The organism is Streptomyces sp. NPDC051776 (assembly GCF_040681345.1).
GTDB lineage: Bacteria > Actinomycetota > Actinomycetes > Streptomycetales > Streptomycetaceae > Streptomyces.
This window is the reverse complement of sequence record NZ_JBFAYQ010000017.1, coordinates 103,005-129,585: the sequence shown is the minus strand read 5'-3', so window position 1 is coordinate 129,585 and position 26,581 is coordinate 103,005. Positions and strand designations below refer to the sequence as shown.

At 72.0% G+C, this 26,581-nt stretch carries 17 protein-coding genes and 1 pseudogene; 9 read left to right on the top strand and 9 right to left on the bottom strand.

What is annotated here, in order from left to right:
* Positions 1 to 507: 507 nt before the first annotated feature.
* Positions 508 to 1,248: an Rv3235 family protein gene (locus AB0M26_RS16130; RefSeq protein ID WP_365260784.1), complete on the bottom strand. Its 741-nt coding sequence runs from the start codon at positions 1,246 to 1,248 to the stop codon at positions 508 to 510.
* A gap of 284 nt (positions 1,249 to 1,532) precedes the next feature.
* On the opposite strand from AB0M26_RS16130, the gene AB0M26_RS16125 reads away from it, so the two are divergent.
* Entirely contained in the window at positions 1,533 to 2,048 is a 516-nt protein-coding gene (locus AB0M26_RS16125) for a hypothetical protein (RefSeq protein ID WP_365260769.1), read from the top strand.
* A gap of 52 nt (positions 2,049 to 2,100) precedes the next feature.
* On the top strand, positions 2,101 to 2,784 hold the full coding sequence (locus AB0M26_RS16120; RefSeq protein ID WP_365260781.1) for an HAD family hydrolase: 684 nt from the start codon (positions 2,101 to 2,103) through the stop codon (positions 2,782 to 2,784).
* Between the two features lie 123 nt (positions 2,785 to 2,907).
* On the opposite strand, the gene AB0M26_RS16115 is transcribed toward AB0M26_RS16120, so the two are convergent.
* Positions 2,908 to 3,474, bottom strand: a complete 567-nt coding sequence (locus tag AB0M26_RS16115) for a DJ-1/PfpI family protein (RefSeq protein WP_365260766.1) — start codon at positions 3,472 to 3,474, stop codon at positions 2,908 to 2,910.
* A gap of 419 nt (positions 3,475 to 3,893) precedes the next feature.
* Between AB0M26_RS16115 and AB0M26_RS16110 the strand changes: the two genes are divergently transcribed.
* From AB0M26_RS16110 to AB0M26_RS16100, 3 genes and pseudogenes are all read left to right on the top strand, one after another.
* A complete protein-coding gene (locus AB0M26_RS16110) occupies positions 3,894 to 8,876 on the top strand; it encodes an NAD-glutamate dehydrogenase (RefSeq protein ID WP_365260763.1) in 4,983 nt (1,660 codons plus the stop codon).
* A 182-nt stretch (positions 8,877 to 9,058) separates the two neighbouring features.
* Complete coding sequence (locus tag AB0M26_RS16105) at positions 9,059 to 9,535, top strand: excalibur calcium-binding domain-containing protein (RefSeq protein WP_365260760.1); 477 nt, start codon at positions 9,059 to 9,061, stop codon at positions 9,533 to 9,535.
* A gap of 83 nt (positions 9,536 to 9,618) precedes the next feature.
* Positions 9,619 to 9,816: pseudogene (locus AB0M26_RS16100) on the top strand (sugar phosphotransferase); the annotation flags it as partial.
* On the opposite strand, the gene AB0M26_RS16095 reads toward AB0M26_RS16100, so the two are convergent.
* The gene (locus AB0M26_RS16095) at positions 9,801 to 9,989 is read right to left on the bottom strand and encodes a hypothetical protein (protein WP_365260757.1); all 189 of its coding nucleotides are present in this window, start codon (positions 9,987 to 9,989) and stop codon (positions 9,801 to 9,803) included. The pseudogene AB0M26_RS16100 and the gene AB0M26_RS16095 overlap by 16 nt on opposite strands.
* 48 nt (positions 9,990 to 10,037) lie before the next feature.
* Here AB0M26_RS16095 and AB0M26_RS16090 point away from each other — a divergent pair, with 48 nt between their 5' ends.
* From AB0M26_RS16090 to AB0M26_RS16080, 3 genes are all read left to right on the top strand, one after another.
* Positions 10,038 to 10,382 carry a stealth conserved region 3 domain-containing protein gene (locus AB0M26_RS16090; RefSeq protein WP_365260754.1) on the top strand — a complete coding sequence of 115 codons (345 nt, stop codon included), beginning with the start codon at positions 10,038 to 10,040 and terminating at the stop codon, positions 10,380 to 10,382.
* Positions 10,383 to 10,521: 139 nt separating this feature from the next.
* Entirely contained in the window at positions 10,522 to 13,446 is a 2,925-nt protein-coding gene (locus tag AB0M26_RS16085) for a bifunctional glycosyltransferase family 2 protein/CDP-glycerol:glycerophosphate glycerophosphotransferase (protein ID WP_365260751.1), read from the top strand.
* Positions 13,443 to 14,588 carry a glycosyltransferase gene (locus AB0M26_RS16080; RefSeq protein WP_365260748.1) on the top strand — a complete coding sequence of 382 codons (1,146 nt, stop codon included), beginning with the start codon at positions 13,443 to 13,445 and terminating at the stop codon, positions 14,586 to 14,588. Before AB0M26_RS16085 ends, AB0M26_RS16080 begins: the two co-directional genes overlap by 4 nt.
* Positions 14,589 to 14,747: 159 nt before the next feature.
* Here AB0M26_RS16080 and galE read toward each other — a convergent pair whose 3' ends face one another.
* Positions 14,748 to 15,734 carry a UDP-glucose 4-epimerase GalE gene (gene galE / locus AB0M26_RS16075; RefSeq protein WP_365260745.1) on the bottom strand — a complete coding sequence of 329 codons (987 nt, stop codon included), beginning with the start codon at positions 15,732 to 15,734 and terminating at the stop codon, positions 14,748 to 14,750.
* A gap of 69 nt (positions 15,735 to 15,803) precedes the next feature.
* Positions 15,804 to 17,495 carry a glycosyltransferase family 2 protein gene (locus tag AB0M26_RS16070; RefSeq protein WP_365260742.1) on the bottom strand — a complete coding sequence of 564 codons (1,692 nt, stop codon included), beginning with the start codon at positions 17,493 to 17,495 and terminating at the stop codon, positions 15,804 to 15,806.
* 325 nt (positions 17,496 to 17,820) lie between these two features.
* Here AB0M26_RS16070 and AB0M26_RS16065 point away from each other — a divergent pair, with 325 nt between their 5' ends.
* Positions 17,821 to 19,338: a glycosyltransferase family 39 protein gene (locus AB0M26_RS16065; protein WP_365260739.1), complete on the top strand. Its 1,518-nt coding sequence runs from the start codon at positions 17,821 to 17,823 to the stop codon at positions 19,336 to 19,338.
* 91 nt (positions 19,339 to 19,429) lie between these two features.
* On the opposite strand, the gene AB0M26_RS16060 is transcribed toward AB0M26_RS16065, so the two are convergent.
* The 4 genes from AB0M26_RS16060 to AB0M26_RS16045 all read right to left on the bottom strand — a co-directional run.
* Positions 19,430 to 20,356: a carbohydrate ABC transporter permease gene (locus tag AB0M26_RS16060; RefSeq protein WP_365260736.1), complete on the bottom strand. Its 927-nt coding sequence runs from the start codon at positions 20,354 to 20,356 to the stop codon at positions 19,430 to 19,432.
* Entirely contained in the window at positions 20,353 to 21,744 is a 1,392-nt protein-coding gene (locus AB0M26_RS16055; protein WP_365260733.1) for an ABC transporter permease subunit, read from the bottom strand. The genes AB0M26_RS16060 and AB0M26_RS16055 overlap by 4 nt, the downstream gene beginning before the upstream one ends.
* Positions 21,745 to 21,759: 15 nt before the next feature.
* The gene (locus AB0M26_RS16050; protein WP_365260730.1) at positions 21,760 to 23,163 is read right to left on the bottom strand and encodes an extracellular solute-binding protein; all 1,404 of its coding nucleotides are present in this window, start codon (positions 23,161 to 23,163) and stop codon (positions 21,760 to 21,762) included.
* Positions 23,164 to 24,044: 881 nt separating this feature from the next.
* The coding region (locus AB0M26_RS16045; RefSeq protein ID WP_365260728.1) for an FtsK/SpoIIIE domain-containing protein at positions 24,045 to 26,581 on the bottom strand (2,537 nt) is incomplete at its 5' end.

The window sequence follows — 26,581 nt, the reverse complement described above, 5'->3', positions numbered from 1 at the left end:
GCTGCGCATGTCGCGGGGGTGTGGTCCCTGGACGACGCCTGCCGCCTGGTGGTGGCGCGCGGCCGGTTGATGCAGGCGCTCCCGGAGGGCGGCGCGGCCAGAGCGCGGTGCTCCGGAATGTCGCACGTCCATGGGGCCGCGCGGTCCGTCTCCGTTTCATCCGCCGGATCGCGTCGGGCTCGTTGTCCGGGGATGCAGCTTCGGTGGGCCGCCGCCTTGCCACTGCGCACCCCTCAGCTGCGCCGTACTGCCGACAGCCACGTGCGAACACGCCGTACGCCCGTTGTGCGCTCGGTGGCCCACCCCCGCCCGCAGCCGGCCCCCCGCCCGCAGCCGGCCCCCCGCCCGCAGCCGGCCCCCTGCCCGCAGCCGGACCCCAACCCGCAACCGGCCCCCGCCCGCCGCCGGGCTCTCCGCCCTCAGCGGCCCGGCCGGTCGTCCGTGCTGCCGACGAGCCGCGCTGTGGCGTGTCGTACGTCCCGAGCCGCGCGGGCGTCGCCGCAGGTGTCAGGCGCGCCGAGTGGCGCCGCTCTGGTGCGGGGCCGGGCCGCCCAGCTCCACGGCCGAGCAGCGCCAGCGTTCGTCCCGGCCGCGCTCCAGCCGGAAGGCAAGTGCGCGCAGCCGGTCGCCGGACCGGACACGGGCGAACGCCTCGATGACCCCGGGAGCTGGCCGGTACTCACCGCAGCGCGTCACCACCGGTGTCGCCGCGCGCCCGCCAGGGTCGGCCGCAGGTCGCAGGGGCATGAGCGGCGCGAGCTGTACGAGCTGGTCGTACGCGACGCCGAGAGTGTGCCCCAGCATCCAGTGGACGGGCTTCTCCCCGCTCAGGACGAGCAGCAGCCGGTGGGCGAACCAGTAGCGCGGCTGCTGGTTCCGCTCACGCCTGCGGAGCGCGGCCGCACCCGCTGACGCCGGACCGCCGCCGAGCCCCGGTCGGCCCGGTGGCCTGACCGCATCGCGTCGCCGTGGCGGGGTGACACCCGCGGCCGGGAGCGGTCCCCGGCCAGGCCCCGGGAGCGGATCCCGTCCCGCAAGCGGTCCCCGGCTTCCAAGCGGTCCCCGGCTTCCAAGCGATCCCCGGCTCCCGAGCGGTTCCCGTCCCGCAAGCGGTCCCCGGCCAGGCCCCGGGAGCGGCTCCCGTCCCGCAAGCGGTCCCCGGCCCGGTCCCTGCCGGTTGGCGGTGCGGCGGCCCTCGGCGCGCCGGTCGGTGGCGCGGCCGTGCGGCCGCCTCCTGGTGTGGTCCATGAACATGCCCCCGCGGTGTAGGCCGGTCCTGTCTCGGTACCGGGCAGTAACTTCGCTGGGCAGACTTCTACGGGTGGGGCGGCCGGCGTGCAACGACCGGACCCCGTTCTCCGAGGTCCCGGAAGGGTTCACCTATCCGGGTGAGGGTACGGGCGGGGCGCCTGTCAGATGGGGTCCGTACGGCGAAAAGGCGCCCCAGGAGCGGGCGTTGGCGGCCTCCCCGGGGGCCCGAGCGCGGACCGGCTTCACCCCGAAGGGGGACCCGGGCCCCGTATGCTGCAGCCATGCGCGTCTACGTCCCCACGACACTCCCCGGTCTCACAGCGATCTACAAGGCGGGCGAGCTGGGGCCCGGCCCGGTGGACGCCTTCGCCGTCACACCCGCCCTGCGCGAGTGGTACGTCTCCGACAACATCGAGGAGCTGGAGTACGCGGCGCTGAGCCGCGCGGCCCAGGCCTCACTGCGCATGCTCGCCGGGGAGCCGCAGGCACCGCGGCGTAGAGTCGTCGTCGCCGTGGACGTCCCCGACGGCACCGCGTCCGCCGACCCGGACCGCGGCCTGGATGCCTCCTCGCTCGGAGCCGTACGCATAGCGCGCCCGGTGCCGTTCGCCCGGATCGCGGCCGTGCACGTGGACTCCGGCGACGCCGAGGCGGATGTGGCGGCTGCCGCGGACGCGCTGGGTGCCGCGGACGTCGGAGACGACGACGCCCGGTTCACGGTCGACGGCGCGGACGACCACGAACTGCTCTGGTACGCGACGCAGGAGATCCCGAACATCGTCGGTGGAGAAACCTGACGGCAGCAGTGTCGTACCCGCTGGGTACGGTCTCCCCATGGGGACGCACGCCATGGGGACGCACGCCGCTCGCGGGACGCACATCGTCTGGGACTGGAATGGGACGCTGTTCCATGACATCCACGCGGTGATCGAGGCGACCAATGCCTCGTTCGCCGAGATCGGCCTGGCGCCGATCACTCTCGCCCGCTACCGCGAGCTGTACTGCGTCCCCGTGCCCCGGTTCTACGAGCGCCTGCTGGGGCGCCTGCCCACGGACGAGGAGTGGGAGGTCATGGACCAGACCTTCCACCGCCACTACTGGCTGCGGGCCGAGACCGCCGGGCTGACCGACGGCGCCCGGCAACTGCTCGCCGACCGGCAGGGTGCCGGGCTCACCCAGTCCCTGTGCTCACTGGCCCCGCACGACCGTCTGCTCCCCATCGTGCGGACCCACGGCATCGAGCAGCACTTCGTGCGGGTCGACGGCCGGATCGGGCCGTCCGACACGGGCAAGGCCGCGCACATGGCCCGGCACTTGGCCGCCCTCGACGGAGCCATCGTCCCGGGCCGCGTCGTCGTCATCGGCGACGCGGTGGACGACGCCGTCGCCGCGGCCCATGTCGGCGCGAAGGCCGTGCTCTACACCGGCGGCTCGCACAGCCGCGCCAGCCTGGAGACGGCCGGGGTACCGGTGGTCGACAGCCTCGCGGAAGCCGTCGAAGCCGCCGAGGACCTCTACGGTCGCGGGGACTGAACCAGGGGCCCAGGAGTGGGCCCCGACCCGCGTCGCGTACGGCTCATACCCGCGCCTTGAGACAGCGCCGCGGTGCAGCGCGCGACACGGTCCACGCAACCGCTTCCCGGTGGCAGAGCGTCATCAGCCCACCGGCGCCTTGTCCCGCAGCACCGTGAGGAACTCCCGCATCCACGCCGGGTGGTCAGGCCAAGCCCGGGACGAGACCAGCGACCCGTCGACCACGACCTCCGCGTCCCGGTACGACGCGCCCGCCGCCTGCATGTCCAGTTCCAGCGCCGGATACGCGGTCACCCGCCGCCCGCTCAGCCCGTCGATCGCCGCCGTCATCAACGGACCGTGGCAGATCTGGGCGACCGGTTTGTCGGAGTCGAAGAAGGACTTGAGGACCTTCCGCAGTTCCGGGTCGTTGCGCAGGTACTCCGGCGCCCGGCCGCCGGGGATGACCAGCGCCACGTACTGCCCGGGGTCGACGTCCGCGATGGCCAGGTCGGCGGGCCAGGTGTAGCCGGCCTTCTCCGTGTACGTGTCGAAGCCGTCCTCGAAGTCGTGCACCACGAACTGCAGCTTCTTCCTGCTGGGGGCGGCGATGTGCACCTCGTAGCCTTCTTCGCTCAGCCGCTGGTAGGGGTAGAGCACCTCCAGCGACTCCGCGGCATCCCCGGTCACCATCAAGATCTTGGGTGCCATCGCTCCCACCTCCGCAGTGTCCGATTCGTACCCCTCAAGGCCAACCAACACCGCGCACCACGGTTTGCCAAGGGGCTGCGACGTCGCTGTCCAGAACGTCAAACTTCCGGTCCGGGTTTTGTACACAGACGGCCCATGACGGCGCCCCCGGAGGGGGCGATAGCCTTGTCCCGTGATCAGCGCGATACGTCGCGGGGGCATCGAGGCCCCTGCCCTGCGCCCGGAGAGCCACACAGCCCCGGACGCCGCTGATCCCTCGCTCCGGGAGCGGACGGCCAACACGCACGTGGACGCCCCGGCCATCTCTCATCGAGGCATAACGTCGACTACGGCCGGAGACCCCGGGTCGCGGCGCACTGCCGCCTTCACCACCATCACCACCGACGTCACGCAACGGCGCGCGACAGGAGCTAGAGGACATGCAGACCAAGCTGGACGAAGCCAAGACGGAGCTGCTCGCGCGGGCGGCCCGGGTAGCTGAGAACAGCCCTGCCGGGGGGCAACATCCGGTGCAGGGCCTCGAACCGGAGGCTCTTGCGACGTTCCTCCAGCGCTACTACCTGCACACCGCGCCCGAGGACCTCGCCGACCGGGATCCGGACGACATCCTCGGAGCCGCGCTCTCCCACTTCCGCCTCGCCGAGTCCCGCCCCCAGGGCACGGCGAACGTGCGCGTACACACCCCGACCGTCGAGGAGAACGGCTGGACCTGCAGCCATTCGGTCGTCGAGGTCGTCACCGACGACATGCCGTTCCTCGTGGACTCGGTCACCAATGAGCTGTCCCGCCAGGGCCGCGGCATCCACGTCGTGGTGCACCCGCAGATCGTCGTCCGCCGTGATGTCACCGGCAAGCTGATCGAGGTCCTGACCGAGATGTCGGCCCGCGGCGGCGCGGCCCTGCCGCAGGACGCACTCGTGGAGTCCTGGATCCACGTCGAGATCGACCGCGAGACCGACAGGGCCGATCTCAAGCAGATCCACGCCGGTCTGCTCCGAGTCCTCTCCGACGTCCGCGAGGCCGTCGAGGACTGGGAAAAGATGCGCGACGCCGCGCTCCGCCTGGCCGAAACCCTGCTGTCCGAGGCCCGTCCCGGGGACCTGTCGGAGCAGGAGGTCGAGGAGGCCCGCGAACTTCTGCGCTGGCTGAGCGACGACCACTTCACCTTCCTCGGCTACCGCGAGTATCAGCTCACCACCGAGGCGACCAACGGCGACGAGCAGGACGTGCTCACCGCCGTCCCCGGAACCGGTCTCGGAATACTGCGCTCGGACCCGCCCCTGGCCTCCGGCATGGGGGAGCCGGCGCACAAGGAGGCCGACGGGCGCCCCTTCTCGCGGTCCTTCAACCGGCTGCCCGCCGACGCCCGCGCCAAGGCCCGTGAGCACAAGCAGCTCGTCCTGACCAAGGCCAACAGCCGTGCCACCGTGCACCGCCCCTCGTACCTCGACTACATCGGCGTAAAGAAGTTCGACGAGCAGGGCAATGTGGTGGGCGAGCGCCGCTTCCTCGGCCTCTTCTCCTCGGCCGCCTACACCGAGTCCGTGCGCCGCGTCCCGGTCATTCGGCGCAAGGTCGAGGAGGTGCTGGCGCAGGCCGGTTTCTCGCCGGACAGCCACGACGGCCGCGACCTGCTGCAGATCCTGGAGACCTACCCGCGCGACGAGCTCTTCCAGACGCCCGTCGACAAGCTGCGCGAGACCGTCACCAGCGTCCTCTACCTCCAGGAGCGCCGCAGGCTCCGGCTCTACCTGCGCCAGGAGGAGTACGGTCGTTACTACTCGGCGCTGGTCTACCTGCCGCGCGACCGTTTCAACACCACGGTCCGGCAGCGCCTCACCCACATCCTCATGGAGGAACTGGGCGGCATCAGCGCCGACTTCACCCTCATGAGCACCGAGTCGGTGCTCACCCGGCTCCACTTCGTCATCCGCGTCGAGCCCGGCACCGTCCTGCCGGACCTCACCGAGTCCGACGCCGAGCGCATCGAGTCCCGGCTGGCCGAGGCCGCCCGCTCGTGGGAGGACGGCTTCGCCGAGGCCCTGAACGCCGAGGTCGGCGAGGAGCGCGCAGCCGAGCTCATGCGGCGCTACGCCAACGCCTTCGAGGAGGGCTACAAGGCGGACTACTCACCGCGCGCCGCCGTCTCCGACCTCCAGCACCTGGAGCACCTCACCCCCGAGGGCGGGGAGCGGGACTTCGAGCTCAGCCTGTACGAGCCGGTGGGCTCGGCCCCCGGAGAGCGCCGCTTCAAGATCTACCGCTCCGGCGGCCAGGTCTCCCTCTCGGCCGTGCTGCCGGTGCTGACCCGGCTCGGAGTCGAGGTCGTCGACGAGCGGCCGTACGAGCTGCGGTGCAACGACCGTTCCAGCGCCTGGATCTACGACTTCGGGCTGCGCATGCCCACCCCGACGCAGAACGGCGGCGACCTCCTGGCGGACGATGCCCGCGAGCGTTTCCAGGACGCCTTCGCCGCCGTCTGGACCGGCCAGGCCGAGAACGACAACTTCAACATGCTGGTGCTGCGCGCAGGGCTGACCTGGCGGCAGGCCTCGATGCTGCGTGCCTACGCCAAGTACCTGCGCCAGGCGGGCTCCACCTTCAGCCAGGACTACATGGAGGACACCCTCCGGGACAACGTCCACACCACCCGGCTGCTGGTGAACCTCTTCGAGGCCCGGATGTCCCCGGCCCGCCAGGGCGCGGGTCTCGAGCTGACCGATGCCCTGCTGGAGGAGGTGGACGCGGCCCTGGACCAGGTGGCCAGCCTGGACGAGGACCGCATCCTGCGCTCCTTCCTCACCGTCATCACCGCCACCCTGCGGACCAATTACTTCCAGCGCGACGCGGACGGCCGGTCGCACAGCTACCTCTCGATGAAGCTGGACCCGCAGGCCATCCCCGACCTTCCGGCGCCCCGCCCGGCGTACGAGATCTGGGTCTACTCGCCCCGCGTCGAGGGCGTGCACCTGCGCTTCGGCAAGGTCGCGCGCGGCGGCCTGCGCTGGTCCGACCGCCGTGAGGACTTCCGTACGGAGATCCTCGGCCTGGTCAAGGCGCAGATGGTCAAGAACACCGTGATCGTGCCGGTCGGCGCGAAGGGCGGATTCGTCGGCAAGCGGCTGCCGGACCCGAGCGCGGACCGCGACGCATGGCTGGCCGAGGGCATCGCCTGCTACAAGACCTTCATCTCCGGTCTGCTCGACATCACCGACAACCTGGTCGGCGGCGAGGTCGTGCACCCCAAGGACGTCGTGCGCCACGACGAGGACGACACCTACCTCGTCGTCGCAGCGGACAAGGGCACCGCGACCTTCTCCGACATCGCCAACGAGGTCGCCACCGCGTACGGGTTCTGGCTCGGTGACGCCTTCGCCTCAGGCGGCTCGGCCGGCTACGACCACAAGGGCATGGGCATCACGGCGCGCGGCGCCTGGGAGTCGGTCAAGCGCCACTTCCGCGAGCTGGGCCACGACACGCAGGCGCAGGACTTCACGGCGGTCGGCGTCGGCGACATGTCGGGTGACGTGTTCGGCAACGGCATGCTGCTCTCCGAGCACATCAGCCTGGTGGCCGCGTTCGACCACCGCCACATCTTCGTCGACCCGACGCCCGAGGCCGCCGTCTCGTACGCCGAGCGCCGCCGGCTGTTCGAGCTGCCCCGCAGCTCCTGGGCGGACTACGACACCTCGCTCCTCTCGCAGGGCGGCGGCGTCTTCCCGCGCTCGGCCAAGGCGATCCAGATCACCGGGCAGATGCGGGCGGCTCTCGGGCTCGACGCCAAGGTCACCAAGATGACTCCCGCCGACCTGATGAAGGCCATCCTCCAGGCGCCGGTCGATCTGCTGTGGAACGGCGGCATCGGCACGTATGTGAAGGCGTCGACCGAGACGCACGCGGAGGTCGGCGACAAGGCCAACGACGCGATCCGGGTGGACGGCCGGGACCTGCGGGCCAAGGTCGTCGGCGAGGGGGGCAACCTGGGTCTCACCCAGCTCGGCCGGATCGAGTTCGCCTCTCACGGCGGCAAGATCAATACGGATGCGATCGACAACAGCGCCGGTGTGGACACGTCCGACCACGAGGTGAACATCAAGATCCTCCTCAACAAGGTCGTCGAGGACGGCGACATGACCGTGAAGCAGCGGAACAAGCTGCTCGCGGAGATGACCGACGAGGTCGGTGCGCTCGTCCTGCGCAACAACTACGCGCAGAACGTGGCGCTGGCCAACGCCGTCGCCCAGGCGCCCAGCCTGCTCCACGCCCACCAGCGCTTCATCCGGCGGCTGGAGCGCGACGGGCGACTCGACCGCGAGCTGGAATTCCTGCCCTCCGACCGGCAGATCCGCGAGCGGCTGGGCGCGGGACGCGGGCTGACCCAGCCGGAACTGGCCGTCCTCCTCGCCTACTTGAAGATCACGGTCGCCGAGGAGCTGATCGCCACCGACCTGCCCGACGACCCGTACCTCCAGCGGCTGCTGCACGCGTACTTCCCGAGCGCGCTCAACGAGCAGTTCATGGAGCACATCGACAGCCACGCGCTGCGCCGCGAGATCGTCACCACGGTGCTGGTCAACGACACGGTCAACAGCGCCGGTACGACCTTCCTGCACCGCATGCGCGAGGAGACCGGGGCCTCCACGGAGGAGGTCGTGCGCGCACAGACCGCGGCCCGCGCGATCTTCAAGCTGGGGGAGGTCTGGGACGAGGTCGAGTCCCTCGACACCAAGGTCGCGGCGGACGTCCAGACCCGTATCCGACTGCACTCCCGGCGCCTGGTCGAGCGCGCCACGCGCTGGCTGCTGGGCAACCGTCCGCAGCCGCTGCGGCTCGCCGAGAACATCGACTTCTTCGGCGAGCGGGTCGCCGAGGTCTGGGCCCAGCTGCCGAAGCTGCTCAAGGGCGGCGACCTGGAGTGGTACCAGAACATCCACGACGAGCTGACGGACGCGGGCGTTCCGGCCGAGCTGGCGCAGCGCGTCGCGGGCTTCAGCTCCGCCTTCCCGACGCTGGACGTGGTCGCGATCGCCGACCGTACGGGCAAGTCCCCGCTGGAGGTCGCCGAGGTCTACTTCGACCTCGCCGACCGGCTGAAGATCAGCCGGTTGATGGACCGCATCATCGAACTGCCTCGCACGGACCGGTGGCAGTCGATGGCGCGCGCCGCGATCCGCGAGGACCTGTTCGCCGCGCACGCGGCGCTCACCTCCGACATCCTCGCATCCGCGAACGGCGGGGCGGCGCCGGAGGAGCGCTTCCGCACCTGGGAGCAGAAGAACGCGGCGATCCTGTCACGGGCGAGGACGACGCTCGACGAGATCCAGGGGTCGGACTCGTTCGACCTGGCGAACCTGTCGGTGGCGATGCGGACGATGCGCCAGCTCCTGCGGACGCATCAGTAACCGGCGTACCGGTACCGAACCCGGAGCCCGGCGGCGCGTGTTGGCCGCCGGGCTCCGGCGTGTAGAGCACCCGTCCTGGCGGAGCGTCAGCGACGGTCACGGATCGGTCACCGCTCCCGGGAAACCACCCAGAACGCCATAGGAGCGGACTACCTTCGTCCCACCTGAAACCAGGGGGGATAATGAGCAATCCATACCAAAGACCCCGTCCACCGCGAACGGCCCCGAAGTGGGCGCGGAAGCGGTTCGTCCTGCCTGCACTCGGTCTGGCGTTCTGCCTCGGTATCGGCGCGGGGGCCGACGGCAACGCCGGTAGCGCGACAGAGCCCGCCGCCGCCGAACCCCGGCCCACCGCAACCGTCACGGCGACCGTTACGGAAACGGCCACCGTGGAACCGGAGGAACCGGAGCCCGCCCCGACCGTGACGGTCCGGGCCACCAGAACCGTGCGCGCCACCGTCACCGCCCGCCCTGCAGGCGGAAGCGGTACGACGAGCGGAGGGAGCGGCAGCGGTACGAGCGGAGGGGGTGGTGACGTGTACTACCAGAACTGCGCGGCTGCCCGCGCCGCCGGTGCCGCCCCCGTTCATGTCGGCGATCCTGGCTACGGACGCCATCTGGACCGCGACGGCGACGGCACCGGCTGCGACTGGGGCTGACGCACCCCGGCGCTCGTGCCCTGCTCCCGCGCGCCCGGCGGGAGCAGTTCTCACGGCGGGCCCTGGAGACGTACGCCCACTGGGTGCGCCACATCCACCTCGTCACCGACGACCAGACCCCTGCCCGGCTCGATATGGCGCACCCGCGCATCACGGTCGTCAGCATCGCGAGATCTTCCGCGGCCCCGACGTGCTTGCCGACGTTCAACTCGCACGCCATCGAGACCCAGCTCCACTACATCGACGGCCTGTCCGAGCACTTCCTCTACTTCAACGACGACGTCTTCCTCGGCCAGGAGGCCGTGCCGGAGGACTTCTTCCTGGCCAACGGGCTGACGAAGTTCTTCCCCTCGCCGGGGCTCGTGCCGCTCGGCCCGCCCTCCGAGACGGACGTGCCCGTCTCGGTCGCGGCCAAGAACAACCGGGCGCTGATCGAGGCGCGCTTCGGCACCACGCCCGTGCAGAAGATGAAGCATGTGCCGCACGCGCTGCGCCCCGCAGCGTGCTGGCGGAGATTGAGGAGGAGTTCGCCGAGCAGCACCGGACCACGGCCGCGCACCGTTTCCGCAGCCGCGGGGACATCGCCGTCCCATCCTCGCTCCACCACTACTACGCGTTCCACACCGGGCGGGCGCTGCCCAGCGATCTCGACTACGCCTACGTCGACCTCTCCCGGCCGAATGCCGCCGCCCGGCTCGACCGCCTGCTCGCCGACCGCGACCGGGCCGCCTTCTGCCTCAACGACACCCGGTCGGACGAGGCCGACATCACGGGGCAGGTGGCGCTGCTGCACCCCTTCCTCGTCGCCTGCTTCCCGCTGCCCGTCCCGTACGAGCTGCCGGGCTGACCGGGACGGCCCGCCGCCGCCCGGCGATCACCCCCGGCGCCTGTGCCGCCACCGCCGTCCCACCTGGGTCTCCGTCCGAGCGTGATGTCGACTTTGTCGAGTTATGATCGGCTTTGGTCTCGGCCGATCGGAGGGGCGGATGGGCGCCACGGATACGTCAGGGAATCCAGTCACGGACACTCCGGCGCCGGCAGCCGATGTGTCGGTGATCGTGATCGCCTACAACGACGCCGCACGGCTTCCCACCGCCGTGCGCTCCGCACTCGCCCAGACGCTGCGCTCCACCGAGATCGTGATCGTGGACGACTGCAGCACCGACGGCACCTACGAGGTCGCGCTGGAGCTGGCCGCGGCCCACCCCGGCCGGGTCCGGGCCCACCGGCTGGAGCGGAACAGCGGCGGCTGCGGTGCCCCGCGCAATCGCGGCATGCAGGAGGCGCGCGGCCGCTATCTGATGTTCCTCGACAGCGACGACGAGCTGGAGCGCAACGCCTGCCGCAACATGCTGGAGGCCGCCGAGGAGACCGGCGCCGATCTCGTCTCCGGCCTCTGCGTCCGCGTCCACGTCGACAGCCGCCACCACAAGACCGTCGAGTGGTACCCCTGGCTGTACTCCGAGACCCGCACGCTGGAATCCGTCGCCGAACTCCCCGATCTCTTCGTCTACGACACACTCTCCACCAACAAGTGCTACCGCCGGGACTTCCTGCTCCAGCAGAACCTGCTCTTCCCCGTCGGCATCCACTACGAGGACCTGCTCTTCTCCGCGAGTGCCTACCTCGCCGCCACTCGCATCGCCCTCATCCCCAACCACGTCTACTTCTGGAACGTCGCCGAGAACGCCGCCGCGGACGGGGCGCGGTCCATCAGCAACCGCCGCCACGAGATCGCCAACTTCGCGCAGCGCATGGAGATCCACCGCCGGATCGACGAACTGCTGGAGCGGCGGCGGCTGCCCGAGCTGAAGTTCCACAAGGACGTGAAGTTCCTCAAGCACGATCTCGTCCTCCATCTGCGCGATCTGCCCCTGCTGGACGAGGAGTACCGGCGGCGCTTCGCCGAGCTGGTCGGCGGCTATCTGGAGTCGATCGGGCCCGAGGCGTACGCCGAGGCCCAGCCCATCCAGGCCATCTGCGCCTATCTCCTGGCCCGCGAGGACTGGGACAACCTCCTGCCCGCCGCCGACACCCTCACCAATCGCGACAAGATCTCCTCGCCGCTCGCCGAGCGCGACGGCCGGATCTACTGGTGCACCGAGCACCTCGACGACCCCGAGGGCCGCCGCGTCCTGGACGTCACCGACCTCGGCCACCACACCGCCGAACTGCGCACCCTCTTCCTGCGCAACCGCCTCACCGACTACGCCGACGACGGCCGCGGCACGATCCGCCTCTCCGGCGAGATCGTCAATCCGCTCGGCCGCATCCGCCCCGACGCCACCGTCCGCGGGCAGCTGGAGTTCCGGGCACGCCGCCGCAGTGTGCAGACCTTCCGCTTCCCCCTGAATGCGCTGCGGCACGCGGGGGACCACCTGGCGTGGACCGCGGAGGCCGACCTCGGGCGGCGGTTGCGGCCGCTCGGCGTCATCGACGCGGTGTGGGACGTACGGCTGCTGCTGGACGTCGACGGCGAGCGGCTGCGCACCAGGCTCAGCGCGGACGGCCTCGCCCTCGAACGGGCCCGGCCCCTGCACGTACGCCCGCGGCTGACCCGGCTCGTCGCCGACCGCCTCGAACCCCGGATCTCCCGGCGCGGCCACCTCTCCTTCGTCCTGGTCGCGCGGGGACGCGCGGCCGAGCGCACACGGCGGGCCGTCGACGCCGCCGTGCACAGCAGGGCGGGCGACCTCGCCAAGTCCGGCTTCCGTACGGCCCGCAGGGCCAAGCGCAGGCTCGACTCGGGCGACACCAAGATCCGCGCGTACCACGCGGTGCTGTGCAGACTCCCCATCCGCAAGGGCCTGGTGGTCTTCGAGAGCCACCTCGGCAAGCAGTACAGCGACAGTCCGCGCGCCATCTACGAGGAGATGCGTCGTCAGGACGTCGTCTTCGAGCCCGTCTGGTCCTACGCGGGCCGCACACCCCGCGGCTTCCCGGACAGCGCCGTGCTCGTGCGCCGCTGGAGCTGGCCGTATCTGCGGGCCCTGGCCCAGGCCGAGTTCTGGATCGACAACCAGGGCCTCCCGCTGAAGCTCACCAAGCGCCCCGGCACCACGTACATCCAGACGTGGCACGGCTCGGCGCTCAAGAGGATGGGGTTCGACGAGCCGGGCAAGAAGCTGCTGAGCCGGACGGAGCAGGAGGAGTACCAGCGCGTGCTGGACCGGTTCGACCACTTCCTCGTCCGCTCCGAGCACGACGTCCGCACCCTCGTCCGGGCCCTGCGGCTGCGGGAGGAGGTGCTGCTGCGCACCGGCTATCCGCGCAACGACGCGCTGGTCGCCGCCCGGCGGCAGGCGGAGGAGACGGGGACGCGCGAGCGCGGCCCGCTGGCCGCCGAGCTGGGCATCCCGGACGACCGGCAGGTGCTGCTGTACGCGCCGACGTTCCGCAGCTCAGCCTCCGGCCGGGGGCGGCGCTTCGAACTCCCCTTTGACGTCGAGGAGTTCGCGCACCGCTTCGGCGACCGCTTCGTCCTGCTCGTCCGCGCCCACTACCTCGACCACGTGGTACTGCCGCCCTCGGTGCGCGGCGCCGTCCTCGACGTAAGCGGCCGGCACGACGCCACCCCGCTCCTCGCCCTCACCGACGCGCTGATCACGGACTACTCCTCGGTGATGTTCGACTACGCGCTGCTCGACCGACCGATGATCTTCTACGCGTACGACTGGGAGGAGTACGCGGGCGAGGCCCGCGGCACGTACTTCGACCTGCGCGAGAAGGCGCCGGGCCCGGTCGTGGAGACCGAGGACGCTCTCTTCGCCGCCGTCGCCGACCTCAAGCGCGCGGACACCGAGTACGCCGACGCCCGCCGCCGCTTCGCCGAGGAATTCGGCGAGTACGACCGGGGCGACGCGGCCCGCACCGTCGTGCGCACCTTCTTCACCACCGGGGGTGGCGCGTGAGAGGCCGTGACATCTTCTTCGTCTCCAACAGCGTCGACGAGCTGGGGGGCGTGACGAGCTGGTCCCACCAGATGGCCCGGCTGTTCACCGAGCGCGGCCACGGCGTCCACGTCGTCGGCATCACCGCCCCGGACGTCCCGCAGGACCTCGGCGGCGATCTGCCCTACCCGACGACCACGCTCTACGACGTCAAGCCGCAGAAGTTGCGCCCGGTGAGCGGGCTGCGGGGGCGGATCGACCCGGTTGCCGCCTGCCGCCGCCGCGCCCGCGCGGTGGGCATGCGCGAGCAGGCCGCGAAGCTGAGCGCGATATTCCGCGCGGCCCGCCCGGGCGCGGTCGTCATCGTCACCCAGGTGTGGGCCATGGAGTGGGTGGTGCTCGCCGACACCGCGGGGGCGACCGTCATCGGCATGAGCCACGAGAGCTACGAGTACACCCGCCGGACCTCCCGCTACCCCCGGGTCCTGCGGTACTACCCGGAGGCCGACCGCATGCTCGTCCTCACCCGCGAGGACGCCGACCTGTGGATCCGCCACGGCCTGGACAACACCGGCTACATGCCGAACCCGCTGCCCTTCATGCCCGGCGAACCCTCGCCGCGTACGGAGAAGACAGTCGCCAGCATGGGTCGGCTGACGGACCAGAAGGGCATCGACATGCTGCTCGACGCCTGGGCCGAGACGGCGCCCCGCCACCCCGGCTGGACCCTGCGGATCTACGGCGCGGGGGAGGACGAGGGGCCGCTTCGCCGGCAGTGCACGGATCTCGGCCTCGACGGGTCCGTCGCATGGATGGGGCGGACGAACGACGTACCGGGCGCGCTGCGCCGCAGTTCGCTGTTCGTCCAGTCCTCGCGCGGGGAGGGGTTTCCGCTCGCCCTGATGGAGGCTATGGCCACGGCCGTGCCCTGCGTGGCGTTCGACTGCGCCCCCGGTGTGCGCGAGATCATCCGGGACAGCGAGGACGGACTCCTCGCGCCGCCCGGAAATACCAACGAACTCGCCCGCCGACTCGGGCAGTTGATGGCCGATCAGCCGCTGCGGGACCGTATGGGGGAGGCGGCGCGGGTGAACGTCCGGCGCTATGTGCCCGCGGAGATCGTCCGGCGCTGGGAGGAGCTCTTCGCCTTCCTGGAGCGCTGACGCCGCCGTCGACCCCGCCGTCGTGTCGCCGCTGCGGGTCGGGAGCCGACGGCGCATCCGGACGAGGCGGAGGCCGTGGTCCGGGGGCCGTGGGCCGCCCTCCGATTGCCACCGTCGTTGGCCGCCCGCGTCATGCCGCGAACGGGCAGGGCTACGGGATCAGGCCCGGCGGGCTTCCGGGTGGTTGCGGCACCAGCCCTCCCACGCCGAAGTGATCATGGAGCGGACGTCGTGGTGCGCCTTCCAGCCCAGTTCGGAGGCGATCAGGGCGGCGGAGGCGACCACGCGCGCCGGGTCGCCCGCTCGGCGCCCCGTGACCTCGGGCGCCTGATCGCCGTAGCCGGTGAGCTCCGCGATGAGATCGGTCATCTCGCGGACCGAAACGCCTTCCCCGCGGCCGATGTTGACCGTCAGATCGCCGGTCCGGCCCGGCTCGGCAAGGCGCCGGGCCACGCTCAGGTGGGCGTCGGCGAGGTCCTCGACGTGGATGTAGTCGCGGATACAGGTGCCGTCGGGAGTCGGGTAGTCGTCGCCGAAGATCTGCGGCGGCTCACCGGCCGTCAGCCGTTCGAAGGTCATCGGAACGAGGTTCAACACCCCGGTGTCGGTCAGCTCGGGGGTGGCAGCGCCCGACACGTTGAAGTAGCGCAGGCACGCGGTGGTGATGCCGTGCGCCCGGCCGACCGCCCGGACCAGCCACTCCCCGGCCAGCTTGGTCTCCCCGTACGGGTTGATCGGCACGCACGGGGTCTCCTCGGTGACCAGGTTCACATCCGGCATGCCGTAGACCGCGGCCGAGGAGGAGAGGACGAAGCGGGGCACGCCCTGCGCCACCACGGACCCGAGCAGCGTCTCCAGGCCGTGGATGTTCTCGCGGTAGTAGTGCAGGGGCTGCTCGACCGACTCGCCGACCTGCTTCTTCGCGGCCAGGTGGACGACGCACGTGACGCCGTGCTCGGCGATCGTACGGTCCAGCAGCTCGCGGTCCAGGACCGAGCCGACGACCAGGGGGACGCCCTCCGGCAGCCGTGCCGCATCGCCCGACGAGAGGTTGTCGACCACGACGGCCCGCTCGCCCGCCTGCGTCATGGCGCGTACGACATGGGCTCCGATGTACCCGGCGCCACCTGTGATCAAGTAGGACATGCCTCTCCCCAGTCTTCCGCGACTTCCGCATCCGTCCGTCTCACCGGGCCCTGGCGGGACGGCATCCGGTCACCGCCCGCCCCGTGCCCGGCGGGCGCCCAGCCGTCGCCGGCCGCGCACCGCCAGACGTCGCAGCCTACGTCGCACGACGGCTGTTGCCGCGCTCGGCCCCACGGCGATCCGCACCGCGAGCGATCCTCCCGAGGTGGCGTACGGCTGCACCAGGACCAGACCGCGGCGCCCGCCCGGTACGGCGGCGCGCCGCAGCCCCTGGCCCGTGGCACGGGCAGCGGTGTAGAGCGAGGATCCGTCCGCGCAGCGCAGCCGGACCCGTACGTCCCACGCATCCGGTCCCGTGCCGCGCTCCCGGGGCGCGCCCGCGGACGCCACGGCCCCCACGTCCAGCAGGACATCGGCCGTCCAGACGCCGTCCCCCGCGTTGAGGGCGGCGTCGCGGGCCGCCCCGAGGCGACCGTCGTCCCGGTGGCGCAGTTCGAGATCCACGGCGACCGGACGCGCGGCGGCAAGACGCCCGTACAGCTCGTGCACGCGCACAGTGATCCGCAGCCGGGCCGGACGAGAGGGCCGGGGATCCCGTTCGAGGCGGGGCTCGGCGTCGACCGTGACCGGCAGGCGGTGCATCGGTTTGGTGTCCAGACCGTCGAGGACCACCCCGGGCATGCCGGCTGCCCAGACCGGGTGCCCGGCGGCGCGCATGTACGGCGGCAGCAGCCGCGCCGGGCGGTTCGCCAGCTCCGCGATCCGCTCGAGGTCGCGGGGGCCGTCGGCGGCCGAGACGACGCGGGCGATCCAGCGGGCGGGCGCGCGGGCGGCCCGCAGCGCCGCCTCGTCGACGTCCGCGAGATGCTCCTTGGTCAGTCGCCACCACGCGGCGCGGTAGTCCGGCCCGCGGCCGGTGAGCTCGCGGGCGTACATGCGCAGATCGTCGTCGAGAAACTTCACCTGGGCGGCCTGCGTCAGCTCCTTCAGCCCCGCCTCCTCGAAGATCTCGACGGTACGGCGGTGTGCCTCCAGGCGGCTGCGCCAGTTCCCGATGTCGCCGCGGGCGAGGGAGATCGAGGGCCGGTCCGACCGGCGTACGTGCCAGATGTAGACGGTGTCCGGGACGAGGGCGATACGGGGGGAGGCCGCGAGCACGCGAGCCGTGAAGACGAAGTCCTCGTAGCGGAAGGCCCCGTCGGGGAAGGCGATCCCGTGCTCCTCCAGAAACGCGCGGGAGTAGAGCTTGTTGACGCACAAAGTGTCGTGGACGAGGCGGGGCAGTTCGGCCGGCGAGCCGTGGGCCGACTCCACCGTGAACAGCGCCCGCTGCCAGGGCACATCGCGCCCGCCGGGCAGTTCGCGGCGGACACACCGGCCCGCGACGACCTGTGCGTCATGGCGAACCGCCGCACGGAACAGGGTCTCGACGGCACCCGCTTCGAGGACGTCGTCGCTGTCCAGGAACATCACATACGGCGCGGTCGCCCGGCGTAGCCCGTCGTTGCGCGGCGTACCGCAGCCCCCGCTGTTGGCCTCGCGGCGCACCACCCGGAGCCGGGTGTAGCGGGCCGCCAGCTCGTGCAGTGCCTCGGGCGTGGCGTCGGTGGAGGCGTCGTCGACGGCGATGACCTCGGCGACCGGCGTGCCCTGGCGCAGCGCGGAGTGCACGGCGCTCGCGATGTGGTCGGCGTCGTTGAAGCCGATCACGACGACGCTGACCTGCGCCGCGGGCGATGGGGAAGACGTCCTTGGTGACATAGGTGACATCAGTCTATTTCTCCCCGCAAACCATTCATAACTCCTCAATACCGGGCTTTCCGTCGGAGCGGCATAAGAATCTCGTTCCGTACGCGACCGGTCGGCTTCCCCGTACGCGACCGGTCGGCCTCCCCTACGCGACCCGGAGGCCCCGGACGGACAGGGCGCCGCGCCGCCCTTCCCGCGCGGGTGACGACGGGTCACCCGCCCGGTGACCGGATCGGCGGCGCCGGGCGTCCCACGCGCGTGGGCACCGGTTCAAGCCACCCCTGGCTGATGCCGAACCAAGAAGCGGACAGCCGACGCCAACGACAGGAGCACGCCGATGGTCACAACCGAGGTGAAGATCCCGCTTCGGTCCGTCCCCCTGGTGCGCCGCACCCCGGTGGCGACCCTGCTGTTGCCCGCCGCGACCATGGCGCTTCTGGGGCTGTGGGATCTGGGCCGTCGCGGAATCTGGAGCGACGAGGCCGCCACGTGGAGCGCCGCGCGCCGCACCCCCGCCGAACTCTGGCAGTTGCTCGGCAGCATCGACGCGATCCACGGCCTCTACTACCTGTTGATGCACGGACTGCTGTCCCTGCGCCCCGACGCGTTCATGCTGCGCCTCCCCTCCGTCGTGGGCATGGTCCTTACCGCGGCCCTCATCTCGGCGATCGGCGCCCGGCTGGCCGGGGCCCGGGTGGGCCTGGTGGCGGGCATGCTCTTCGCGGTCCTGCCGCTGGTGAGCCTGTACGCGCAGGAGGGCCGCAGCCATGCGCTCGTGGTGGCGGGTGCGACGGCCGCTACGTACTTCCTGGTCCGCGCGTGCGAGAACGGTGAGGCGCGCTGGTGGCGTCGGTACGCCTTGGCCACCGCGCTGACCGTGTTGCTGCACGCCTTCGCCCTGCTGCTGCCGGCCGCGCACGCCGTCACCCTGCTCCTGTCGCGGAGCAGCGCACGTCAGTGGCGGTTCTGGAGTCTGTCGGCCGCCGCCGCCGTCGTGGCGGTGACTCCGGTCGCCTGGATGGCGAGCGGACAGAAGGAGGACGCCCTCGCCTGGATCCCGGAGCCCGGATGGGAGGCCGTGACCCGGCTCGTACGATCCTTCGCCGGCCCGTCCGGCTGGATCGCCTGTCTGATCCTGCTGCTCGCGGCGGCCGCGCTCGTGGCCCCCCGCCGCCCCACCCTCGACCGCCCACCGCTCTCGATCGTCACCGTCGCGCTGCCGCTGCTGGTCGTCCCGCCCGCGCTGCTCATCGCCGCCTCCCAGATCGACCCGGTCTACGACCAGCGGTACGTGCTGTACACGCTGCCGGGACTCTGCCTGCTCGCCGCATCCGGGCTCGACCGGCTCACCGGGCTCGTGCTGTTCCGGGGCGCCATGCCGCTGGCGATGCCGGCGGCCGCGGCGCTGATGGTCTCCCTGGTGCTGGGCGGTCAGCTCGGCGCCCACCACCACGTACGGTCCGGGGAGAGCAGGATGGACGATCTGCTGCCGATGGCCCGGATGATCCGTCAGGAGGCGAAGCCGGGAGACGCGGTGCTCTTTCTGGCGAGCCCCCGGCGGAAGGTGGCCGTCACCTACCCGGAGATGTTCGCGGGGCTGCGCGATGTGGCGCTGGACAAGCCGGCCGCCGCCTCCGGCACCCTCTACGGCACCGAACTGCCGCCGCGGAGGCTGAAGGAGGCTCTGTCGAAGGCCCAGCGGGTGTGGCTGCTGGACCGGGAGGACTCCGACCAGCGGCGGGTGTTCCGGAGCACGGGCGAGCGCGTCAAGCAGGAGGTGCTGGCGGACCAGTTCCATCGCGAGGGCGTGGAACGGCTGCACGGCGGCAGCGTGCACTTGTACGTGCACAACTGACCGCGTACGGGCGGAAGCCGAGGGGCGGGCGCGCCATTCCGGGCGCGCCCGCCCTTTCGCGTGGCTTCGCGCGGGGACACGTGCGTGCCCGCTACTTCACCGCGCCCGCCATCACGCCCGTCACGAACTGCCGCTGGAAGGCGAAGAACACGGCGAGCGGGATCACCATCGACACGAACGCACCGGGAGCCAGGACGTCGATGTTGTTGCCGAACTGCCGTACCTGCTGCTGCAGTGCCACCGTGATCGGCGGTGACCCGTCATCGGCGAAGATCAGCGCCACCAGCATGTCGTTCCAGACCCACAGGAACTGGAAGATGCCGAGCGAGGCGATCGCGGGCCCGCCCAGCGGCAGGACGACGCGGGTGAAGAGCCGCACTTCGCCCGCCCCGTCCAGCCGCGCCGCCTCCAGCAGCTCCTTGGGGATCTCACCGAAGAAGTTGCGCAACAGGAAGATCGCGAACGGGAGCCCGAAGGCGGTGTGGAAGACGATCACACCCGCCGTCGTCCCGAAGATCCCCAGGGCTCCGAAGAGTTTGGCCACCGGGATCAGCGCCACCTGCACCGGCACCACCAGCAGCCCGACCACGAGCAGGAACCACCAGTCGCGGCCGGGGAAGTCCAGCCAGGCGAAGGCGTATCCGGCGAGCGAGCCGATGACCACGACCGCCAGGGTGGACGGGACCGTGATGAGCACCGTCGTCCACAGCGAGCCCACGATCACGTCGTTGTCGAACAGTTCGGAGTAGTTGTCCGCGGTGAGCTGGGAGGGCGCCGTGAAGACCTCCCACCAGCCCGAGGTGGCGATGTCGGTGGGGTCACGGAGCGAGGAGATCAGCAGCCCCATCGTCGGCATCAGCCAGAACAGGGCGACCAGGATCAGGAAGACCTGCAAGCCGCCGCCGCTCGCCCGCGCGGCGAGGCGGGAGGCGAGGGAGGGCCGGGCGTCCCGGGTGTCCTCCCCGGTGGCTCCTGGCGGCGGCGCGGGCAGCGCGTCCGCCGATGTCGAGGCGGTCATCGCCGGCCCTCCCTGCGTATGCGGCGCACGTTGACGATCATGACGGGGACGACGAACAGGAGCAGCAGCAGGGCGATGGCGCTGCCGACACCCTGGTCGGCATCCGTGCCGAACGACTTCAGAACCAGCTCCAGCGCCAGCACGTTGGCATCCGCCTGCGTCGGCCCCGGCGCGATGACATAGACCAGGTCGAAGATCTTCAGCACATTGATCATCAGCGTGACCAGGACCACGACCAGCACCGGTGCCAGCAGCGGCACCGTCACCCGGCGGAAGACCTGCCACTCACTGGCGCCGTCGCACCGCGCCGCCTCCAGGAGTTCGCGCGGTACGCCCGCCAGTCCCGCCGCGATGAGCACCATCGCGAAGCCCGCCCACATCCACACGTAGGAGCCGATGATGGCGGGAGTGACCAGGGACGGCCCCAGCCAGTCGACCCCGTCGTACTGTTCGGCGAAGTTGGAGGCGGGCAGCCGGAGTCGCGCCCCGTCGGCCTTGCCGGCGGGCAGTTCGTACGTGCCGTCGGCGCCCGCCTTCGCCGTGGCGACGACCTTGCCGTTCCTGACCGCCTCGACCGTGATCCCGGACAGTGCCTTCTCGCCGGGGTCGATGACGTTCGGCTTGCCGCCCCCGCCCTTGACGAAGTCCAGCCACACCGTGCCGGTGATCTTCCCGTCCGCGGTGGGCGCGGGCTTCGCGTCCGGCGCGTCCTTCGGCATGGATCCGGCCTTGACACCGACGAGCGGGAGATTGGCCGCGTCCCCGGCCCGTACGGCCGACTTGGTCGTGAACGAACCGCCACCCGACTCCGCGAGCGCCGTCGGCTGGGGGTGCCTCCCAGCGGTAGCTGGGGGAGGACGCGCGCCCGGGTAGGCCGACGCCTCGGCGAACGTGTCGTGCACGCCCACCCAGACGGCGTTCGCCATACCGCGGTCCGGGTCCTGCTCGTAGACGAGGCGGAAGATGATGCCCGCCGCGAGCATCGAGATCGCCATCGGCATGAAGACGATCAGCTTGAACGCGGTGCTCCAGCGGACGCGTTCGGTCAGCACCGCGTAGATCAGCCCGAGCGCGGTGGAGACGGTGGGCGCCACCGCGACCCAGATCGCGTTGTTCTTGATGGCGGTGAAGGTGCCCTCGTCGGAGAAGATCTCGACGAAGTTGTCCAGCCCCACGAACGAGGTACCGGACGCGTCGAAGAGGCTGCGGTGGACCGTGTACCCGATCGGGTAGACCACGAGCGCGCCGAGCAGTGCCAGGGCGGGCAGCAGAAAGCAGACGGCCGCCCAGGGGCGGGTGCCCAGCACGCTCCTGCCACTGCTCTTCGGCGATACGGTGGGGGGCGGCGTACCGGGCGCGGCCGCGCCCCCCGCGGTCGCTGTCGCCATCTCGATGACGACCCGTCAGTTCTTGTACGCCTTGGCGGCGTCGGCCTCCAGCCGCCGCTGGGTGCCTGCCACGTCCTCGGGGTCCGCCAGGAAGTCCTGGAGGACCTTCCACTCGCCCTCGCCCTTGGTGCCGCCGAAGGACGCCGGCGCCTGGTCCGACATGTCGAAGCGGAAGTCGTCGCCCGCCGCGACCAAGCCCTTGGCGATGTCGCGCTGGACGTCGTTGGGGTACGCCTTGAGATCGAGGTTCTTGTTCGGCGTGATGAAGCCGCCCGCCTTGGCCCAGATCTCGGCCGCGTCGGTGGAGGCCAGATAGGTCAGCAGGGCCTGCGCGGCCTTGCCGTCCTTCATCGCCACGGCCGCGTCACCGCCGCTGACCACCGGGGAGTCCTCGCCCACGGCCGGGAACGGGAAGACCTTGGCGTCCGTACCGATCTTGGCCTTGGTGTCGGTGGCGATGTTGATCGAGACGAAGTCGCCCTCGAAGACCATCGCCGCGTCCGGCGAGTCGCCGCCCGCGAAGGTCTGCGTGACGGACTTCGGGAACTCCGTCTGCAGCGCGCCCTTCTGGCCGCCCGCGATCAGCGTCTTCTCGCCGAAGAGCTCAGCGAGCGTCTCCAGCGCCTTCTTCACGGACCGGTCCGTCCACTTGATCTTGTGCTTGGCGAGCTGGTCGTACTTCTCCGGCCCCGCCTGGGAGAGATAGACGTTCTCGAACCAGTCGGTGAGCGTCCAGCCGTCGGCGCCGCCGATGGAGACCGGGGCGACGCCGGAGGCGGAGATCGTCTGGGCGGTGTCGAGGAACTCGTCCCAGGTCTTCGGCTCGGACGTGCCGGCCGCCTCGAAGGCCGCCGTGTTGTACCAGACCAGGGACTTGTTGGCGACCTTGAAGTAGACCCCGTACTGCTTGCCCTTGTGGGCGCCGAGGTCCCGCCAGCCCTGCGAGAAGTTCTTGGCGAGCTCGTCCTCGACCGCGCTGTCGACGGGCTTGATCCAGCCCTTGTCGGCGAACTGCTGCAACACGCCGACCTGGGGGAGGACGGCCACGTCCGGCGGCTCGCCGCCCTCGATCTTCGTACCGAGGAAGGTGGAGATGTTGTCGCCGGTCGGCACGAAGGAGACCTCGGCGCCGGTCTGCTTCTCGAACTCATCGAGCACGGCGCTGAAGTTCTTCTGCTCGGCGCCCGTCCACACGGCCGCGACCTGCAGCTTCTGACCGTCCAGTTTGGGCAGCTTCACCGACGGCGCGCCGTCCTCGGCACCGCTGCCGGAACTGCTCTTGCCGTCGTCACCGCCGCCGCAGCCGGCGGCGGCGGTGAGCGCGAGGGCGCCCGCGGCGAGGACCGCCAGCGAAGCGCGGGTCGCCCGGCTCCATCTGCCCGAGCGAGATCCGGTGGTGTGAGTGGTAGTGGTACGCATCCCTGGGTCCTCCCGCTGCGCCGTCAGCGCGGACCCGGCTTGACGGCCGCGCACAGGTGCTCCGTACGTCACGTGCCGACAGTCCTACGCCCGGATCGTCACCGCCCGCAATACCGCCTTCGTCGCGAATGCGGGATGTGACCTTGCTGTGATCCTGGCCACCGCGACCTGCGTGCCACTCGCCGCCCGGGGCCTCGGCGACTCCCGCTCCGCGCCAGGCCGCCCGCGGCCCCGGACGCCGCCGACCTGCGGGGAGAGGGTCGGGGGCGGGGCGAACGGGGTGGCGCGGGGCGTACGAAGTTGTGCGGGGCGGTGCGGGGTGGGTACGGGCGGAGGTCGCATCGGGAGCGGAGGTGCGCGCCGAGAGGCCAGGTGGGGGCGCGACGGGGTGTCGGCGGGACGGTGCGGGGCGTGCGCGCCCGGGGCCCGCGGCCGTCGAGCGCGATCCGATGAACGCTTGGGCCTCGACGGGCGCGAGTGCGGGGCGCTCGGCGGGCTCCGGCAGCCCGCCGGCTCCGAGCGCCCCCGCCGGAGGGGCGGGGCACGCCCAGCGCCCAATACGGTCCGGCCCGATGCCTTCGGCCCACGACGACCGCTTCACCGACCGCAGTTGCACACGCGGAACCGTAAGTCCGCCATGACTGCGCCGAGTTGACCTGGGTCAGGGAACGCGATCCGGCTGATCCGGCGCCGCGCCATGGGGGCGTCCCCGAGTATTGGGGTCGCTGCGGCCGCGGAAGCTCGGCTGGAGAGCCCCATCGTGCGCGCGGGCGGGCTGGGCCGCGACTCCCAACAGGCGTACAGCGGCGGCCGGTCCGCCCGCACCCGACCCCTCGGGCGGAACGGGGGCGACGGGGAAGCGGACCGTCGGCCGACGCCGGTCACAGAAGCCGGAGCGGCGCGGACGGGGGAGCGGACTGCTGAGCGGCACGCTGCAGGGCGCTGGCCAGAAGGGCGAGATCCGTCGGGCCGTTGCCCAGCTCGCGCAAGGGCCGGCGGGCGGGCGGGTCGCCCATCCGCTCCCAGTCCAGCGCCACCACCGTGGGCCGCTGTGTGGCGGTCCGCGGGATGCGGCCCGTCACCCGGCCCGCCTGGAAGGCGGCCTGCGAGCCGTCGCTGCGCACCAGCCGGCCGCGGCCGGCAGGCGCCTCGCCCGCGTCCGGGCCTTCGGCGCGTGCGGGCACCAGCTCCAGGGTGATCCGCAGTCCGGCCCTTGCGGCCGCGGCCGTCTCCGCCGTTCGGTCCGGGCGGCCGACCGCCGCGATCAGGTGCACCCCGAGTCGTGCCCCGTCCCGCGCCACCGCCTCCAGTGCCCGTACGACCGATCCGGCCGAGGGGCGGCCCCGGCTTCCCAGGGCCGGGTCCACCAACTCGTCGAAGTCGTCGACGAGGACGACCAGCCGCGGCATGTCCTTCTCCTGCGGCTGCGCGTCCCCGGCCGCCGGCCCGGCGGCGCGCAGCTTCAGCGTCCCGCTGCGCGTGGACTCCACGTCGCCGGGATCCCCGCGCCGCTTCGCCGCCTGATGGTCGCTCCGCTCGGCGTAGCCGCCGTCGCGGCCCGGGCGCTGTTCCCCGTGTGCGCCGCGCTCGCCGTGCGGGCTCTGCTCCCCGTACGGAGCGGTGGCGCGCTCGGCGGAGCGCCGCGGCGCGACCAGCCGCCCCGCGACGGCCCGTTGCCGGTGCCACTCGGTGAAGTCCAGCTCGCCGAGCAGCTCCGCCCGCCGCTTCAGCTCCGTGCCGAGTGCCTGGGCGAACTCCCGCATGCGGACCGGGTCCGCGGCAGCCAGATACGCCGAGACGTGCGGAAGATCCGTACAGATGCCCAGCCCGTCGCCGCGCTCGGCGTCACCGCCGTCGACGAGCGCCAGCGAAAGCCGGTCGGGGCGGTCGGCGGCGGCCAGGGATGCGGCGAGTGACCGCAACAGCTCGGTCTTGCCCGTGCCGCGACCGCCTTCGATCAGCAGATGCGGTCCTTCGAGTCCGAGATCGACGGACAGTGGTCCGTGCTGCCCTGCGCCGAGCACGGCGCTCACCGGGCCGCCCGCCGACGCGTCCGCGTCCCCCGCCGCGGCCCAACGGGCCGTCAGCGAAGCGGGGGTCGCACGGGCGAGGCCCAACTCGTCCAGCAGCCTGGCCCTGCGGGGCAGGGGCGCGGCGATTCGGCGGGTACCGGCCGCGAGAGCAGCTCCCGGGGCCTCCGCGGCCCGCAGCGGGGCCAGTGCCCGAGCGAAGCGCTCCGCCCAGGCGGCCGACACGGCATCCACGCTCGCCACAACGCCGTTGCCCGCCGGGCCCGACGGGGACAGCGGCGTCACCCGGAGGGCGGTGGCCACATCACCGCTGAGGAGGCCCGCGGCGCCGCACTCGGAGAAGGGCGGCGACGCCGTGCACGCGGCCTCGAACGTCGCGGTCAACGGGGACGCCGGTGTGGCCGCCGGAGCCTCGGCCAGACAGAGGAGATGGATCCCGGCCGCGGCACCGCCCGCCGCGAGACGCGACGTCGTCCCGCGCAGCGCCGACGAACCGGGGTCGCCGTCGACGATCACCAGGGTGTGCGGACCGTCGTACCGCCGGGCGGCGGCGGCCACGGCTGCCCGGTCCGCGGTGACCCAGTCCGGCCCGAGCGGGCCGTCGTCGAGCCGGCGCACGAGTTCGTCGGTCCGGGCGGTGGCCTGGTCCCGGTCGTGGGCGAGCAGCAGGCGGCAGTCCTGGCCGTGGGCGGGGCGCACCTGCGGGAGCCAGCCGAGCCAGGACCACTCGGCGAGCCGCTCGGCGGCGCTGCGCGAGCGGTCCGTACTGATCAGCACGATCTCGAGTCCGTCCGCGGACCCTGGGGAGGCGGGGGGTGCGTGCAGCGCGGCGAGTTGTGCCACGACGGCGCGGGCGAGCCCGGCCAGCCGTGCCCGCGGCCCTGCGAGCCCCAGCGAACCGGCCTCGCGCAGGGACACGGTGACGGGGGTGGCCGGGGCGCCGGACCGGTCCGTCGTGCCGAGCCGTACGACCAGGGCGTCCGGGTGCCCGGGGCCGCGCTCCCAAAGGCGAGGGCCCGGACCGAGAGCGGTCAGCAGTATGTCGGCCGGATCGGGCCATCGTTCGACCATCGCGGCGGTGGCGTGGGCGGCCTCGGGGGAGGACCGCGGCGCGGCCGAGCCGCCCCCCGGTGCCGTCCCGACGGGGGCGTCGGCTTCCCGGCCCGCGGCGAACCGTCGCGCCCACGCGCCTATGCCGCGCCCCCACCGGGTGGGGCGGCGGGGCACGCCGTCCCCCGGGCCGCCGGGCCCGCGCCCGGCCTGGCCACTTCTGCCCGGGGCGCCTCCGGCGGGGCCACTTCTGCCCGGGGCGCCTCCGGCGGGGCCACTTCTGCCCGGGGCGCCTCCGGCGGGGCCACTTCTGCCCGGGGCGCCTCCGGCGGGGCCAC

Bases quoted from the DNA above. Each gene is read 5' to 3' on its own strand.
- AB0M26_RS16055 (WP_365260733.1), bottom strand. From the start codon at position 21,744: ATGGCGACAGCGACCGCGGGGGGCGCGGCCGCGCCCGGTACGCCGCCC.
- AB0M26_RS16085 (WP_365260751.1), top strand. From the start codon at position 10,522: ATGGGCGCCACGGATACGTCAGGGAATCCAGTCACGGACACTCCGGCG.
- AB0M26_RS16120 (WP_365260781.1), top strand. From the start codon at position 2,101: ATGGGGACGCACGCCGCTCGCGGGACGCACATCGTCTGGGACTGGAAT.
- AB0M26_RS16105 (WP_365260760.1), top strand. From the start codon at position 9,059: ATGAGCAATCCATACCAAAGACCCCGTCCACCGCGAACGGCCCCGAAG.
- AB0M26_RS16115 (WP_365260766.1), bottom strand. From the start codon at position 3,474: ATGGCACCCAAGATCTTGATGGTGACCGGGGATGCCGCGGAGTCGCTG.
- AB0M26_RS16130 (WP_365260784.1), bottom strand. From the start codon at position 1,248: ATGGACCACACCAGGAGGCGGCCGCACGGCCGCGCCACCGACCGGCGC.
- AB0M26_RS16060 (WP_365260736.1), bottom strand. From the start codon at position 20,356: ATGACCGCCTCGACATCGGCGGACGCGCTGCCCGCGCCGCCGCCAGGA.
- galE (WP_365260745.1), bottom strand. From the start codon at position 15,734: ATGTCCTACTTGATCACAGGTGGCGCCGGGTACATCGGAGCCCATGTC.
- AB0M26_RS16050 (WP_365260730.1), bottom strand. From the start codon at position 23,163: ATGCGTACCACTACCACTCACACCACCGGATCTCGCTCGGGCAGATGG.
- AB0M26_RS16070 (WP_365260742.1), bottom strand. From the start codon at position 17,495: ATGTCACCAAGGACGTCTTCCCCATCGCCCGCGGCGCAGGTCAGCGTC.
- AB0M26_RS16110 (WP_365260763.1), top strand. From the start codon at position 3,894: ATGCAGACCAAGCTGGACGAAGCCAAGACGGAGCTGCTCGCGCGGGCG.
- AB0M26_RS16125 (WP_365260769.1), top strand. From the start codon at position 1,533: ATGCGCGTCTACGTCCCCACGACACTCCCCGGTCTCACAGCGATCTAC.
- AB0M26_RS16065 (WP_365260739.1), top strand. From the start codon at position 17,821: ATGGTCACAACCGAGGTGAAGATCCCGCTTCGGTCCGTCCCCCTGGTG.